This window comes from Motiliproteus coralliicola, from assembly GCF_003345655.1.
GTDB classification, from domain to species: Bacteria; Pseudomonadota; Gammaproteobacteria; order Pseudomonadales; family Balneatricaceae; genus Motiliproteus; species Motiliproteus coralliicola.
In genome coordinates this window covers 936,840-952,719 of sequence record NZ_QQOH01000001.1, presented here as the reverse complement: position 1 = coordinate 952,719, position 15,880 = coordinate 936,840, and the positions used below count along the sequence as shown (strand labels likewise).

Below are 15,880 nucleotides of genomic sequence, written 5' to 3'. Positions count from 1 at the left end.
CGCTTACCAGCTCAAGCCCAGGTAGTGGGCATCGAGTTCGCGCAGTTGGGGCTGGTTGATCAGGTCCAGTATCAGTTGATCGCTACGGCAACGCTGGGCCAGTGTGGTCAGGGCATCGCGATGATTCTGACCGACGATGACGATATCGGCCTGTTCGATCATCGGCGTCAGCTCCTCGCTCATCAGCTCGCCGATATGGGGGATGGTGTTTTCGATAAAACGCTTGTTGGCGCCCAGCAGCCGCGACAGGCTGACATTGGGATCGTAGACCGACAGCTGCATGCCCTTGCCGATCAGTTGTTCGGCCAGCATCACCAGCGGGCTTTCGCGCAGGTCATCGGTACCGGGCTTGAAGCTCAGGCCCAGCATCGCCACTTTGCGAACTCCGTGTTGCTCTTTCCAAGCCAGGGCTTTCTGCAGGGCCAGATCCAGATGGGCCTCGTTGGAACGCAGCACATGTCCCAGCATCGGGATCTCGATATCGTGGCGTTTGGCCTGATACTGCATCGCACGGAGATCCTTCGGCAGGCAGGAGCCACCGAAGGCGAAGCCCGGCTTCATATAGGCGGTGGAGATATTGAGCTGTTTGTCTTCGCACAGCAGCCCCATCACTTCGTGGGGGTCGACCTCCATGCCGTCGCAAAGGCGCGCCACTTCGTTGGCGAAGGTGATCTTGACCGCATGGAAGATGTTGCAGAAGTACTTCATGGTTTCCGCGGTGGCGATGCTGGTCTCGCGATACTGGCAGGGCAGGCTGCTGTAGAGTTCACGAAGACGTTCGTGGGCCTGCCCATTGGAGGCACCGATAATGGTGAAAGGAGGGTTGTAGTAGTCCTTGATCGAGCTGCCTTCACGCAGGAATTCGGGCTGGTAGCCGACATCAAACTCAACGCCGTCCTGTTTTCCTGAGATCGATTCCAGCATCGGGATCAGGGTCTTTTCAACCGTTCCGGGCACCAGTGTCGAGCGGAATACCAGGGTGTGGTGTTCCGATTTTTCTTTCAAGGCTTCACCCAGTTGCTCGGTCAGGCGCAGGATCGCGGTCTGGTTCTGATCGCCGTTACTCAGCGATGGGGTGCCGACACAGATAAAACTGATATCACTCTGCATCAGCCCCTGACGGACATCATCGGTGACACTGACTCGGCCGGAAGCAACGGCTTCGGCGATCAGTTCGGGCATACCCTCTTCGATGACCGGACTTTTTCCATCGGCAATCAGGCCGAGTTTGACCGGGTCGATATCGACACCGATAACTTGGTTCCCATCCTTGGCCAGGCAGCCCAGAGAGACTGAGCCGACGTATCCCAGACCGAAAATACTTAATCGCATAATGCTGCTTCCTTGGAGGGCGTTGTGCCCGTTGTCGCCTTAATACATTGATCGATGATGCCGTCCAGTCGTGCCATGGAGGCTGGCCAGTTATGGTTGCTCAGTACCCGATTACGACCTGCGTCGGCATAGTGTTTGCGTCGGTTTTCGTCGCTCATCAACGATAGCAGGGCATCGGCATATTCCTGGGGGTTGTCGGCCACCAGAAAGTGTTCGCCGGCCACAGCGTCGATGCCGCCGGCTGCTTGCCGGCTGCTGACTACAGGAACACCCATCGCCATCGCTTCCAGAATCTTGTTTTGGGTACCACGGGCGATGGCAAGTGGTGCCACCATTGCCGCGGTACGCTGAATATAGGGTCTGACATCATCGACCGAGCCGGTCACCGTAACCCCGTCCAGCTTGTCCAGTGCCCAGATCTCCTTACTGGGGTCTGCACCCACGATAAAGAGTTTAGCCTCCGGTAAGCGTTGACGTAAAAGCGGTAATACCTTGTCGCAGAATTCCAGCATACAGTGTTGGTTGGGGTAATAGTCCATTCGCCCGATAAAGGAGATGGCGTTCGGATCATAGCCTTCGCCATCGGGCTTAAAAAAGTCGCTATCGACCCCATTGGGGAACCAGTCAGTGGCTATACCGGTACGGTAGTCTTCCAGCGTCTGCCACTCGGCGCGGGTGGTGCAGGTTGCCATATCGAAATGCTTGGCGAGCTGCTTCTCGGCCCGCTCCATCTTGCTGCCTTCAAGCCAGTACCCCATGTTCAGCGGGAACGGTTTAAACCGGGTGTAGGTCAGCCACTTTTGCGAATCCATGTCGCCGTAATCAAGGATCTTTGGAATTCCGGTTACATCGGCAACGTATTGGGCAACCGAGGAACAGTGGACAAAGATCAGGTCGAATTTTTCCCGAGCCAGCAACTGGTCGATATGGGCCTTGAGTTTGGCGGAGTAGAAAAAGCCCATCGACGACGGCGTCGGTAACGGCAGGCGCGCGACCATCCGCAGCGTTTGCAGCTTGTTATCAACCTGAGCCATAAAGTGATGATGGCAGTGCTGTTCGATACCTGAGGTTTCGGCCGCTTCCTGATCCCCGCGCACCAGCGAACAGACCCAGACTTTATGGCCCTGACGACTCAGGTGGCTGATCATGTTGAACGGGCGAATCTTGCCGCCTCGTTTGGGCGGATAGGGGAAACGGTGGCAGATATAGAGGATATTCATCAGATCGCCTCTTTGAGCGTTTCGCTCATTGTCGTGCTGGAGGTACCGTCTAGATAGAGTCTGCACCATATCTCCAGATTCATCAGGGCCAGCAGGTGTTCGGTGTGATCGGCTTGGTTACGATCATGTTGTTCGATGGTGCGCGCAATCACTTGCCAGTCGAACAGCCCCCGCGCTTCAACGGCCTGCTGGTTCAACAGGCTGGCACGCAGGCCGGTTAGTTCCGATTTTAACCAGGCTCCCATGGGGGCACCAAAACCGCGTTTGGCGCGATAGAGGATCGAGTCTGGCAGGACGCCTTTCAGGCTGCGCTTGAGCACGGTTTTGAGCTCACCCTTGGCCAACAGGGTTTGCTCCGGAATCCCTGTGGCCAGATCGACCAGTTCCTGATCCAACAGTGGCACCCGGCATTCGAGCGAGGTGGCCATCGACATCTTGTCGGTCAGCATCAGCAGGTCATCAGGCAGCTGGGTTTGGCGGTCCAGGTCAAACATCTTCCAGAGCCTCTCGTGGGCTCGGCTTTGGCTCAGCAACCGGCTAGTTCGGTCGGAGCGAGGACTCGGTTTGAGCAGCAGCTGATCCTGAAGATCTTTTGAAAAAACTTCGATATAGCTTTGATAACGTTCGTCAAAGCTAAGCTCTGCGCTATTGATAAAGCTGCGAGCCAGACGCATGTAGTTGAGCCATTTTGAATGCCGGTCGGCTGGTAGTCGACGAGCCAGCGGGGCCACCAAGTTGCGCCTTAACCAGGCAGGAACCCGGTGATAGTGGCCGATGTAGTGCTCGCCCTGATAACGACGGTAACCGGCGAACAGCTCATCGCCACCGACGCCGGACAGAATTACGGTGACGTCACGGCGGGCAAACTCTGAAACCAGGTAGGTGGTGATATAGGCACTGTCGGCAATCGGTTCATCCATATGCCATAGCAGCTTGGGCAGTAGTTCGACGATGTCGGGACGGACTAGAATCTCACGGTGATCGGTGCCGAACAGCTCCGCCACCTGGCGGGCGTAGGGGAGTTCGTTGAAAAACTTCCCGGCTTTACCGGTATCGAAACCGATGGCGTAGGTCTTGACCGGCTGACTGCTGTGCTTGGCCATCATCGCCACCACGGCACTGGAATCGATGCCGCCGGATAGGAAGGCGCCGATCGGCACGTCACTGACCATCTGACGTTTGACCGCCTGCTCGATTTTTTCCCCGACCTGTTCGGCCCATTCCTGCGGGCTCTGTTGCTTCGGGGTAAAGTCGGGCTGCCAGTACTGTCGGACTCTGACGTTGCCGTGCTCGATTACCAGGCTGGAGGCGACTTCGAGTTTATCGACGCCCTTGAACATGGTCTGAGGTGCCGGGACATAGCCCAGTTGCAGATAGGCCGGTAATGCTTCGTGGTTGAGCTCGGCCTGGAACATCGGCAGCGCCAGGATCGCTTTGGCTTCGGTGGAGAACGCCAGATAGTCGCCGTTGTGGGTTTCACTGCGGGCATAGTAGAGCGGTTTGATGCCGAGTCGATCGCGGGCGATCAGGGTGCGTCGACGTTTACGGTCGTGCAGGGCGAACGCAAACATGCCGTTGAGGTGGTTAATGCAGTCGTCGCCGTAGGCCTCATACAGCGGCAGGATCACCTCGACATCGGATCCGGTCTTGAACTGATAACCCCGTTCCTGCATCTGCTGACGCAGTTCGCGAAAATTGTAGATCTCACCGTTGCAGACCAGCTGAAGGCTGTCATCGGCATTGCTGATCGGCTGGTGACCGCCGGCCAGGTCGATGATCGACAACCGGCGCATACCGATGCCGACTCCCTCGGCAATATGGTGACCGCTGTCGTCGGGACCGCGGTGAACGGTGATATCGCCCATTGCCTGCAGGTGAGCGTCCAGTACCGGCTGTTGCCCGGACAGGCTGATCAAACCATGGATGCCGCACATCTTAGTTGGCTTCCCGGTTGAGGAATCGCTCGAACATCAGCGAGGTCCAGAGTGAGGCGCTGTTGTCACGGGTACCGTTAAGGTGGCTGCGAACCAGCCAGCGCAGGGTGTCCGGATTGAACAAGCCGGAGTCGAGCATATGCTCGCTCAATAGTGAACTCTCCAGCTTCTGCTTCAGCGGGCCACGGAACCAGTCGCATAGCGGTACGGCAAAGCCCATCTTCTTGCGGTAGAGCACATCCTGGGGCAGATGAGGCTCCATCGCTTGCTTAAAGACCGCCTTGCCTTCACTGCCTTGCAGGCGTTGCTCCGGTGAAATGCCGGCGGCCCATTCGACAAACTTGTGATCAAGGATAGGGACACGTACCTCCAGGCTGTGCGCCATGGAAGCGCGGTCCACCTTGGTCAGAATGTCACCCACCAGATAGGTCTTCATATCCAGATACTGGACCTGTGACAAGGGGTGGTCGGTGGGACAGGTGGCCGCATGATGGCGGAAGACTTCCAACGCCGTGTAACCGTTTAGATCCCGCTTGAATTGATCGTTGAATAAGCGTCGGCGTTCATCGGCGCGCAGAATCGACATGCTGTTAAGGTAGCCTTCGATCCAGTCGTAAGACATTGATTGAAAAGTGGTTTTGCCGCGAAGGTAGCGCGGTGCCCAATCCAGTTTCGGATAGACTCGCCCCAGGGTGCCGAACAGTGGGCGCCTCAGGCCCAGTGGGAGCTTCTGACGGAAGGACTCCTCCTTCAAGTGCCAGTTGTAGCGCCGGTAACCGGCCAGCAGCTCATCACCGCCGTCGCCGGAAAGTGCCACGGTGACGCGCTCTCGGGCCAGCTGGCAAACACGGTAGGTCGGCATGGCTGAACTGTCGGCGTAGGGCTCGTCGTAGAGCTCCGAAAGCTTGTCAATCAAACCGAAGTCGTTGGAGCTGACGGTTTTGACATGGTGATTGGTCTGATAACGATCGGCAACAGTCTGGGCAAAATCGGTTTCGTTGAATTCGGGCACGTCAAAACCGATGGAGCATGTATTAACTGGGTCGTCCTGAAGTTGCGCCATTAGGGCAACAACGGCTGATGAGTCGACCCCTCCCGACAGGAAAGCACCCAGAGGTACTTCAGAGATCAGGCGAATGTCGACAGCTTCCTTTAGCCTTTCGACCAACTGCTCCTTGATGTCCGTTTCGCTGACCGGGGTCTGATCCATCGGGATATCCCAGTAACGCTGTGGTTGCAGCGGCAGGTCACCGTGCTGAACTAGAAGGGTATGACCGGGTTCTAGCTTGTTGACGCCCTGATAGATGGTTTTGGGTTCCGGTACATAGCCTAGAGCGAAGTAGTCCTCGACGCTGTGGTTGTTGATGGCCCGTGGACACAGGGGGTGCTGGGTAAGAACTTTCAGCTCCGAGCCAAATATCAGCTCACCTGTTGATAGCTGGCTGTAAAACAGCGGCTTAATACCCAGACGGTCGCGGGCTAGAAACAGCTGTTTCTTGTCGTTGTCCCAGATGGCGAACGCGAACATGCCGCGGAATCGAGTGACGCAATCCGGGCCCCATTGCTCCCAGGCGTGGACGATGGTTTCGGTGTCGCTGCGGGTCTTGAACTGGTGCCCCAGCTCGGTCAGTTCTTCGGCTAGTTCGGCGAAGTTGTAGATCTCGCCGTTGAATACCACGCTGACCGAGCCGGTTTCGTTGTAGATAGGTTGGTGTCCGCCCGCCAGATCGATAATGGAGAGGCGCCGATGGGCCAGCCCGATACTGTCGTCAAAGTGGTAGCCGTCATCGTCTGGACCGCGGTGAGATTGGATCGTGTTCATCCGAGCCAATAGTTCGCGGTTGATCTCGACTCCAGGTTGGCGATGAAAAATTCCGGCGATTCCACACATAGGAAAACTATCCTTGAATGCTTTTAAGAGTGCTGGTCGAAACCAAACTTTGATAAAGGCTGTCGTACTGGGCTGTCATACGGTCGAGGCTGAATAGTTGCTCGGTGCGACGTCGGCCGGAGGCGCCATGCTGTCGGAGCAGGTTACGGTCATCGGCGTAACGACCGATGGCCTCGGCCAGTGCCTGCTCATCGTCGCTGGGTATCAACTGGCCTTGCTGCTCAGGCTCCAGCAGATCGCGAGCACCGCCGACATCGGTGGCGATAACCGGTAAACCGGAAGCCATCGCTTCGAGTATGGTGTTGGAGATCCCTTCAGCTTTGGAGGGTTGGACATAAAGATCTAACTCGCGCATTGCCTCGGGTATATCGTTGCGATTACCAAGCAAACGGCAGTTGTTGCCGAGGTTGTATTCTTCGATCAGTTGCTGCAGCTTCTGGAAATCAGGGCCGTCTCCGATGATCTCGAACTGAACTCTCTCGGCCAGTCCGGGGCGCTGCTGTAGTAGGTGGCGGGCCGCAAGGAGCAACAGGGCCTGGTTTTTGACCTCGGCAAGGCGGCCGACGCTGCCCACCACTAAACGCTGTTCATCGCGACTGTCGGACGGAAAAAAACGGTCGGTATCGACACCGTTGCAGATACGGCTGATGCGGGTGTGCTCAACCTCGACCCGTTTCTGAAGATAGGCTTCGCCTTCTCTTGAAAGGGCGATGTAACGATTGATTAGCGGCTTGAACAGGCGGCGGATCTTGACCGGCCGGTCGGCAACCTTGTCGGCGTCGGAATCCCAACCGTGTTCACCATGGACGCGATGGCGGCAACCGCTGAGCCAGGCGATAGCTTGACACTCCAGGGTGGCCAGGTTGCGACTGTGGACAATGCCGGGTTTTAGTTTGCGTAGCAGACACCAGAGCCGCAGCAGGTAGGACGGATCTTTACCGGGTTTCTTGTGCAGCGAATAGAGATCAACGTTGGGCGCTTGGATGCGCTCGGCAAATTCGGGATTGTAGCTCGTCAAACAGACGATGCTGTGCCGATAGCGCTGTTGAGGGAGTCGATTGAGAAGGTTGACGATTCCGTTCTCCAACCCGCCGACGTCAAAACTGAACACGATATGAACAATATGCAGCAAAACGCGACGTTCCCTGTTCCAAAAATGGCTTAGTGGCGATGTTCAATCACCCGATAGTAACAAGTTTTATTGGCAGTTTTGTGTTGCTTGATGCAGAAGTCTAATAAAAAAATCTTCAACCCTTGTCAGTGGGCTGTTTTGACCTGATAAGGGCCTTGCGCAGCAGGCCCTCTAGTTTAATCGGCCCGCTGATACAGTGTTTCGCTGACCGGCTGGAGCTGTCGAATCGGCACCCAGTTAAAATCGCGTAGCAGTTGACGCAGGCGCTGTTCGGTCTTGCTAAGGTTGATATAGTGCCGGAAGCGTGATTTTAAAGACGCGCCCTTAATGCGGGGCTGCAGTGGGTCCAGCTCCCAGGGATGAAGATAGTAGATAGCCGGTGTTTGAAGCTGCTGGATCGCTTTGCGCATTAAATGACGGAAAACCAGGTAAGGATAAAGCCTGAAATAACCGCCACCGGCGCAGGGGATCCGTTTGCCCAGAAGTTCATAGGTGGTTACGGGTAGTTCGAGCAGGCCGTTGGGCCACAGGAAGGGAGTTCGAGGTGCGTTTGCGTATCCGTAGAGATCATGCGGAACCGGATTGATACTGGAGCTGTAAAGGTAGCCCGCTTCAAGTAATTCTTCGGTAATCCAAGGGCACTGCTCGGTAAACGAAAAACTGGGGGCTCGATAGCCATCAATCCGTAAGCCGGACAGCTCTTCCAGTAATAATTTGGAAGAACGGATATCGTCACGAAACTGTTGTTGGTTGAGGAGATTGATACGCTGGTGATTATAGCCGTGGCTGGCAAGCTCATGGCCGGAGTCTACGATCCGTTTGACCAGTTGGGGATAGCGCTCGGCGATCCAGCCCAAAGTAAAAAAGGTGGCCTGGGTTGAATGGCCTTCCAGCAGCTCCAGAAGTTTTTCCACATTGGCTTCGACCCTACATTCGTATCGGGGCCAGGATTCAACCGGGCATTGATTTTCAAAGGCTGCAACCTGGAAAAAATCTTCGATGTCGAAGCTAAGAGCTGAAAAGTCAGGTATTTTTCGGGGTAGATTGAGCGGCTTCAAGTGATACTCTCCCGAGTTATGAATCCAGTGAAAGAAGCTTTATGCAATCATATCAGGTGAAAAGGGATGTATGACTATCAGTTGGCAACATCGCGCAATATAGGTTGGGTTACCGAATCCGAGCAGCAGCTGTTGAAAAACAAGCGGGTGGCGATTGCCGGCCTGGGCGGTGTTGGTGGCGCCCATGCAATTATGCTGGCCAGGCTGGGGGTGGGTCGATTCCATCTGTCCGATTTCGATGAATACGAGATCCATAATTTTAATCGGCAGATCGGCGCAAATATGCAGACGATAGGGCGACCGAAGCTGGATGTGATTCGCGAGCAGGTCTTAAGTATCAACCCTGAAGCCGAGATCCGCGTATTTCCTGAAGGGATAGGGGCCGAAAATGTCGAGCAGTTTCTCGATGGGGTAGATCTGTATGTCGATAGCCTCGATTTCTTTGTGATGGAGGCGCGTAAAACCGTCTTCCGTGCCTGTCATCAGCGTCAGTTGCCTGCGATCACTGCGGCGCCACTGGGAATGGGGTGTGCATTTCTGGCCTTTACTCCCGACAGCATGAGTTTTGATGATTATTTCGGCTTTGAAGGCTTGAGCGAGCGTGACCAGTTGATCCGTTTTCTGGTCGGCTTGGCGCCAACGGTATGGCAGCGTCATTATCTGGTCGACAAGTCTACCGCCGATTTTGACAGCCAAAAGGGCCCATCTACCCCTATGGCTGTGGATCTCTGCGCCGGTATTGCCGGCACCAATGCATTGAAATTGTTATTGGGCCGGGGGACAGTGGTCAAGGCGCCTAAGGGGATGCATGTCGATGCTTATCTGAATCGGTCAAAGGTGACCTGGCGTCCGGGCGGTTATCGTAATCCCTTACAGCAAGTGGCATTTGCGGTGGCAAGGAAAGTGGTAGGAAAGAGCTAGACGGAGCCCTAGTCAGAAAACGGTGTTTGTTCGTGACTTGCAGCCCGCAGGCTCAAGATCAAGGAGGAATAAGGGCTATGACTCCGATCGATAAGCACCGCCAGGAGCTGGACGAATGGCCGGCGTACTATAATAATGAGCGACTTCATCGGGGCAAGATATGACCGCGGCAGAGCGCCTAAGAAAGCCTAGAGAAACGTTTCGTAAAGATAAGCCGGTCCGAGTAAAAGGTTTATAAACTGAGCCTGGCTCGGGAGATACTATTCTGTCATCCGGTAACGATCGGCTCGAACCTGAACTACTCCAACTAATAATATCGGGAAGCCATTATGCATCAAAACGAGAGTCAAGCCCCTGCCGCCAAAGAACTTCATGACTTGCCTGACTTCGTCCAGTTATTAATCCAAGCAGGCAACCGGGGGCCCTCTCCGGACAATTCGCAACCACTGTGCTTCAGCTGGAGCGACCCCGGCCGCTTAACTATCTTCTTCGATCCAAAACGTTGTACTGATGCCGATTACTTTGGGCCCGGAAGTCATGCTTCCTTATTAACCCTGGGTGCGGCGGCCGAAAATATCCAGCAAGTCGCCACTGCTGCTGGATTTGAACCTTCATGGTCTTGGTCGGAGCGGGAGGGGGTGAAGCAGATCGAGATAAAACTGGCCGCTACGGACCCCTCTTTCAGCCAGGAACTCTGGAATCATCCTGTATTTTCACGCCACACCAACCGCTTGCCTTTTGCATCCACCCCGGTCGAGGCCGAGCTGCTGCAGAGTATTGTCGATCTGAAGTCGGATTGCATCCAAGTACTGACGAGCCAGGAAGAGAGTACCCGGCAGCAGTGGATTCAGTTGGTTAATTCCGCATCCGAGCTGCGTTTTCAAACTCGGGATACCCACGAATGGCTGGCTCGATCGCTACGCTTTAGCCAAACAGACGTGGAGAAAGGGGATGGTTTGGATGTGGCGACTTTGGCGCTTCCTCCAGGAGGAAAGTATTTTCTTAAGCTAATCAGTGATTGGAGCAGGATGGCCCGATTGAATAAAGTCGGGATTTATCGCTTGATGGCCTGGATCGAAGCCCAAGCGCTGAAACAGAGCCCGATGATTCTGGCAATCGCAGGACCCAACAATACCCAAGAAGAAGCTTGTGAAGCGGGGCGTATGATGGAGAAGGTTTGGCTCCAGCTTAACGCGAACGGAATCGCCGTACAGCCCTATTACGTCATCACCGATCAGTTAGTACGTTTAGAGCAAGATAAAACACCCCCAGCACTGGACTCGGCGGCTAGAAGGCTTGCCGACCAGGCTGGCAGCAGTTTTGACCAGCTTTTTCCGCATATCCTGCTTCGAATCGGCTACCCGAAAGCGGACCCCACGCGTTCAAAACGATATCCGCTCGATAAGGTCTATTCGCCACTTAGTAGATGATGATGCACAACCAAATAAAGCACGGAAGTTTTTATCGCCCTACCTAATATTCCCTATACTAGGCTTACCCAAGTTAATGGGCCAACAGTTGGATCACTGGAGAAAAATGTCATGGACTTCAAATTTCGCAATCGCCTAGCCAGCTGTGTGCTCGGAGCCGTCCTGCTAATCGGTTGGGGCGAGCTCTCTTTGGCTGATACCCAGGCTTTGCAGCAAGCCAAGGAGTCACAGGCTAAAGGGGATCTCAAGTCCGCCATCATCCACCTCAAGAATACCCTTCAGGACAACCCGGATAATGGTGAGGCTCGCTACTTGCTTGGATCGATTTATGTCGAAAGAGGACATTGGGCGGGGGCGGAAAAAGAGCTACTCCGGGCGCTTCAGTTGGGCGGCAGTCAAGCGCTCATTCTAGCACCGTTGTCAAAGGCGTTTGTTAAACAAGGAAAATTTGAGCGCCTATTAGAGGAGATAGCTCCAGTCAGTGAACTAGCCCCGACAGACTTGACCGTTGTTTACGAGAATCGTATTGCCGCCTGGTTGGCTCTGGATAAGATTGAAAACGCAGCGCAGGAACTGGTCGAGCTTCAACAACAGGCGCCCGAGCAAGCCTCTACCTATCTATCCCAGGCCCGCTTAGCCATGAAGCGTGGCGAATGGTCCCAGGCTCGGGAGAGTTTGCAGACGCTGTTGGACTCAGAGCCAAAAATAGGTACGGCCTGGAGTCTCTTAGCCAGCCTGGAGCGCATCACCGGTGAGTTGGAGAAAGCAGAAACTGCGTACGGAAAAGCCATTACTAACCGCCCCGACAAAACCCATGATTACCTGCAAAGAGCCCTGGTTCGGATTGCTCTCGAAGACTATGAAGGGGCTGAAGATGATATCCAAAAGGGCGCCGCAATAGCCCCCAACCACCCGATGGGGTACTACGCCAAGGGCTTGTTACAGTTCAAACAAGGCCACTACGCCGAGGCTCAGACCGCATTTGAGCAGGTGTTGAATATCGATGCGAACCATAAGGAAACGAAGTTTTATCTTGGCGTTTCTCATCTGGCTCAGGAACAATACAGCCAAGCCGAACATCGTCTAAGACCGCTATTAATCGATTCGCCCCAATCAGTCCCGGTCGCCACGTTGCTGGCCACCACCTACAATAAACTGGCTCAGCCACAAAAAGCGCTGGATGTGTTGATGCCCTTTCTGGATCAGAACGAGCCCAACCCGCAAATTCTCGCGCTGGCCGGTGAAGCGCAGCTTCTTAAAGAGGATCCCGCCGCGGCCGAAGAGTTTTACCAACGGCTTGCCGAGCAGACTCCCAATAATGCCGAGCTACACACTAGGATAGGACTGATTCAACTGGCGTCCGGTAAAGAAGCCGAAGCCATCGAATCGCTGGCCATCTCGGCCGGTAACGGATTCAACTATCGAGCCGAGTTACCACTGGCGTACTATTACCTCAAAACGGGGCAGTTCGACAAAGCTCTGGGGGTGGTGAATAGATTGGAAACCCATCTTCCCGGCAACGCTGGAGTCCTCAATTTAAAAGGCCGGGTTTTAATGGGCAGCAACAGTTTTGCCCAGGCTCGTGCCAGTTTCGAGCAGGCCCTCAGTCTGAAGGCCGATCTCACCTCCGCGCAGCTGCGGTTGGCCATGATAGATTTACACGAGAATAAAAAAGCCGCAGCTAAAGAGCGTTATCTGAGCATTCTAGAGCGTGATAAAAAAAATATTGCCGCCATGGTCGGGCTGGCCGAGCTGGCGCAACAGGCCGGACAGGAATCGGAGTATCTTGAATGGTTGCAGCGGGCTGCCGAGGCTAACCCTGCCACCTTAACGCCGCGCGTCTATCTGGCTAATTACCACTTGGAAAAAGGTGAGTCCGACAAGGCGCTTGCGTTGGCCAGAAACCTCGTCGATGCCCGTCCGGATAACCCCGAGGCGCTCGCACTGCTCGGCGAGATCCAGCATCGATCAAGCGACAAACAAGGCGCGCTGGACACCTACACCGAACTGACCCGGTTGACCCCGGACTCGGTGCCAGCCCAGCACCGCTTGGCCAGCGCCCGTGCAGCAATGAACCAGATTGAAGGCGCCCGGGATGCGCTACGTAAAGCGCTTGAGCTCGATCCCGAACACGCTCCCTCCATCGCTGCCTTTTCGACCCTTGAGCTGCGTACCGGCAACCATCAACAGGCGCTGGAACTTGCCCTTAGATATCAGCAGCTCTCCCCTCAATCCGTAGCTGGTTTTATCCTCGAAGGCGATGCCCTGATGGCGGCGAAACGTTACACGGATGCCGTGCCTGTATACCAAAACGTTCTGGCGCAAACTGCAGATAACGGTGTTGCGATCAAGCTTCACCTGGCCCGCTTGCGTTCGGGGGATGAGGCGTCAGCAGACGATGCGCTGCTCGACTGGATCAAGAACCATCCCGGCGATGCACGGCTGCATGGCTACCTTGCCCGAAGCTTTCTGATCCGCGAACTTGATCAACTGGCCACTACTCAATTACAGGAGCTTGCTCGTTTGCTGCCGGAAAATGCCAGTACATTCAACAATCTGGCGGTTCTGTACCAGCGTTCGAAGGATCCAAGGGCGCTGGAGACAGCCGAACATGCCTATCAGTTGGAACCCGACAATCCCGCCTTTGCCGACACCTACGGCTGGATACTGGTGGAGCAGGGGGAGCTGACCAAGGGCTTGGAGCTACTGCGAAAAGCAACCGCTGCAGCCCCGGACAACCCGGAGCTGCAATATCATCTGGCCTACGGTTTGGCCGAGGCGGGGCAAACCTCCCAAGCCCTTCAATTAACCGAAAAGCTGCAGCAGGTGGCTTTAAGTTCTGCTCTACAAAATCGGGTACGCCAACTGATTGCTCGGCTATCATCCGATACGAGTGTGACTCCAACCGGTAATTAGCGTTCGACCCTGCCTTCGATTCCTGGGTCGGTGACAGGGGGTGCCTGTCGTTTAGGTACGGAAACTGGCTGGGGGTTTTCCAAAGGCCAGCAGCTATCGGCGTGATCAGCTAAGCTGTTACGGTTTGCTCTCGTCGAACCTGGATAGGTTCAAGGTTTGATAGAGGATGGCAAAGGCAGCGCTGAAACCCCCGTTTCGGATGCGATTGCCAGGGAAATACGCTATCGGTGCCGAGGCAGAATCGACAGCAGGATAAACCTGGCAGGCACGCTCACCAAGCGAACTGATACCTATCTACGAACATTGCTGTTCCATGGGCCGTATGTGCTGATGCACTCTAAGATAACCGCTCTTTGATGAGGGCAGAAACATCCATGGATCATCAGCTTTCCTTCGCTGACAGCGAGTAGACCAGCGTTCAGTCGAAATAAGCTGGATTGGCTTATTGCTCAATTGCCCGCTACGGTCAGAGCGCTGAAAAAGCAACCTTCCCATCAATAAAACACCGAGCCAAGGTCGAGCATTGCTGCCGGAGCATAAAATGCCAGCTCGGCTTCACTACAAGGCATGCCAACCTGGCCTGCTGAAACATTGAGGTGGCTGATCGTTGCCCCTGTCTATCAGGTGCTTAGAGCCTAGGGTCAGCCTATCTGTATGCTGAAAAGCCGGCATATACACAGTAAGGAATAATCAGAAACAGGTCTGTTTCAGCTCTGCCAGACTGCGGGTGATTTTTGTTCAATCGCCTGTTACAGGGGCGAAGAGGCTGTCGCTGGGTGTCACTTTTTCTTACACAACGACCGCCAAGTTGAGCGGCTATTTTCTTAAGTTTTAAAAAAGCTGTTTAAAAACAGCAGTATGAAAAATAATTTATTTTCTGGCATGCATTCTGCTTTATTGTTGGTGGAAGAACAAATTTACCCTGCAGTGATCTCACGTTGGAGAATAAATATGAAACAGCTTAAGACTGACAGCATCAAGCCTCTTGCTGCTGCAATTGGATTAGGCCTAGCGGTTGCGGCCAGTCCGGCGTCGGCGGATATTAATTGGAATACTGGTACTACGCTTTTCGAGGACGATAACGTTGATTTTCTAATTAACGATGATGGAGACGGCATCCTTGAAGTAGGTGAATCGCTCGTCGCGGTGGCGGAAGTGAATACCGCTGGCGGTGTTGATATTGCGCCTCAAGAGCTGACTGCGATTTCTGTTATCACCCTGGCAGGCTTTGCTGATCTGGATGGTGGCGGTATCGCCAACGATATGATCTTTACCCCTGGTGATTTCGCCGATATTGGTTTGGGAACCATTAGTACGACGTACGCAGGGGCGATGGTGGCCTTCTGGTTAGACGACACTCCTAATTTGGATATTTCTGCGGGTAGCGTCTTAGCAGACTCCACCTCTTGCACCACGCTGGCAGGTTGTGTGGCCCAGGCATCAGACGGCGACCTGTGGCAGGTCGATGGTTTTGAGGGCGGTACCCAAGGACTTGTCGATGGCGATGAATTCTGGGTCGCCTTCAACGCGCAGGCGGATACCAACATTGTTGATGTCTCCAACCCGGCTTTCTCATTCGGTAGCGTAAATGCAGGGCTTAGTATCCTGTTTAACGGTACCGGTAGAGAGTTGGTTGAAGATTCGCAGAGTTGTTTTCCGTTCTGCGGAAGTGGTGCTGGCGTCACCAATGGCGCAGTCGATTTCATTGCCCAGGGTAGTATCCTCGGCGGTGGTGAAGGATTTACAACCGGCGGCAGTGAGTGGTTTGCTACCAGTGACTTCGACTTCACTAAGCAGGCCATTCCCGAGCCGGCTAGCGTAGCACTGCTGGCAGTCGGCTTGCTGGGTGTAGGTGCTTCTTTGCGGCGTCGACGCAGCTAAAGAGCCAAAGAAACACTGCAGAGTATTAAGGCCCCCTCTTAGAGGGGGCTTTTTTATGCGTGACCCGCGGGTATATTTAATAAAGTTGTCTTCTCCTGAGTTATCTTTGAGAAAATGCTTTGTACTTATAATACTGCTCGGGTGTTTTGCTTTGATGTGACGGAT

At 54.5% G+C, this 15,880-nt stretch carries 10 protein-coding genes; 4 read left to right on the top strand and 6 right to left on the bottom strand.

Features of this window, described 5'->3' with window-relative positions; genetic code table 11:
- Nucleotides 1–3: 3 nt before the first annotated feature.
- The 6 genes from DV711_RS04240 to DV711_RS04215 form a co-directional block, all read right to left on the bottom strand.
- Complete coding sequence (locus DV711_RS04240) at nt 4–1,332, bottom strand: nucleotide sugar dehydrogenase (RefSeq protein ID WP_114694389.1); 1,329 nt, start codon at nt 1,330–1,332, stop codon at nt 4–6.
- The gene (locus DV711_RS04235; protein ID WP_114694388.1) at nt 1,323–2,552 is read right to left on the bottom strand and encodes a TIGR03087 family PEP-CTERM/XrtA system glycosyltransferase; all 1,230 of its coding nucleotides are present in this window, start codon (nt 2,550–2,552) and stop codon (nt 1,323–1,325) included. The genes DV711_RS04240 and DV711_RS04235 overlap by 10 nt, the downstream gene beginning before the upstream one ends.
- Nucleotides 2,552–4,486, bottom strand: a complete 1,935-nt coding sequence (gene asnB, locus DV711_RS04230) for an asparagine synthase (glutamine-hydrolyzing) (RefSeq protein WP_114694387.1) — start codon at nt 4,484–4,486, stop codon at nt 2,552–2,554. The genes DV711_RS04235 and asnB overlap by 1 nt, the downstream gene beginning before the upstream one ends.
- A 1-nt stretch (nt 4,487) precedes the next feature.
- A complete protein-coding gene (locus DV711_RS04225; RefSeq protein WP_114694386.1) occupies nt 4,488–6,377 on the bottom strand; it encodes an XrtA/PEP-CTERM system amidotransferase in 1,890 nt (629 codons plus the stop codon).
- A gap of 7 nt (nt 6,378–6,384) precedes the next feature.
- Nucleotides 6,385–7,509 (bottom strand): TIGR03088 family PEP-CTERM/XrtA system glycosyltransferase, encoded by a 1,125-nt coding sequence (locus DV711_RS04220; protein WP_114694385.1) that lies wholly within the window; start codon nt 7,507–7,509, stop codon nt 6,385–6,387.
- A 176-nt stretch (nt 7,510–7,685) separates the two neighbouring features.
- Nucleotides 7,686–8,567 carry an XrtA system polysaccharide deacetylase gene (locus DV711_RS04215; RefSeq protein WP_114694384.1) on the bottom strand — a complete coding sequence of 294 codons (882 nt, stop codon included), beginning with the start codon at nt 8,565–8,567 and terminating at the stop codon, nt 7,686–7,688.
- 66 nt (nt 8,568–8,633) lie between these two features.
- On the opposite strand from DV711_RS04215, the gene DV711_RS04210 reads away from it, so the two are divergent.
- The 4 genes from DV711_RS04210 to DV711_RS04195 all read left to right on the top strand — a co-directional run bounded on the left by DV711_RS04210 (nt 8,634) and on the right by DV711_RS04195 (nt 15,715).
- A complete protein-coding gene (locus DV711_RS04210; protein WP_114694383.1) occupies nt 8,634–9,488 on the top strand; it encodes a ThiF family adenylyltransferase in 855 nt (284 codons plus the stop codon).
- 329 nt (nt 9,489–9,817) lie between these two features.
- The gene (locus tag DV711_RS04205; RefSeq protein ID WP_114694382.1) at nt 9,818–10,918 is read left to right on the top strand and encodes a nitroreductase family protein; all 1,101 of its coding nucleotides are present in this window, start codon (nt 9,818–9,820) and stop codon (nt 10,916–10,918) included.
- Between the two features lie 111 nt (nt 10,919–11,029).
- The gene (gene prsT, locus DV711_RS04200; RefSeq protein ID WP_114694381.1) at nt 11,030–13,834 is read left to right on the top strand and encodes an XrtA/PEP-CTERM system TPR-repeat protein PrsT; all 2,805 of its coding nucleotides are present in this window, start codon (nt 11,030–11,032) and stop codon (nt 13,832–13,834) included.
- A gap of 858 nt (nt 13,835–14,692) precedes the next feature.
- The gene (locus DV711_RS04195; protein ID WP_114694380.1) at nt 14,693–15,715 is read left to right on the top strand and encodes a PEP-CTERM sorting domain-containing protein; all 1,023 of its coding nucleotides are present in this window, start codon (nt 14,693–14,695) and stop codon (nt 15,713–15,715) included.
- Nucleotides 15,716–15,880 lie beyond the last annotated feature (165 nt).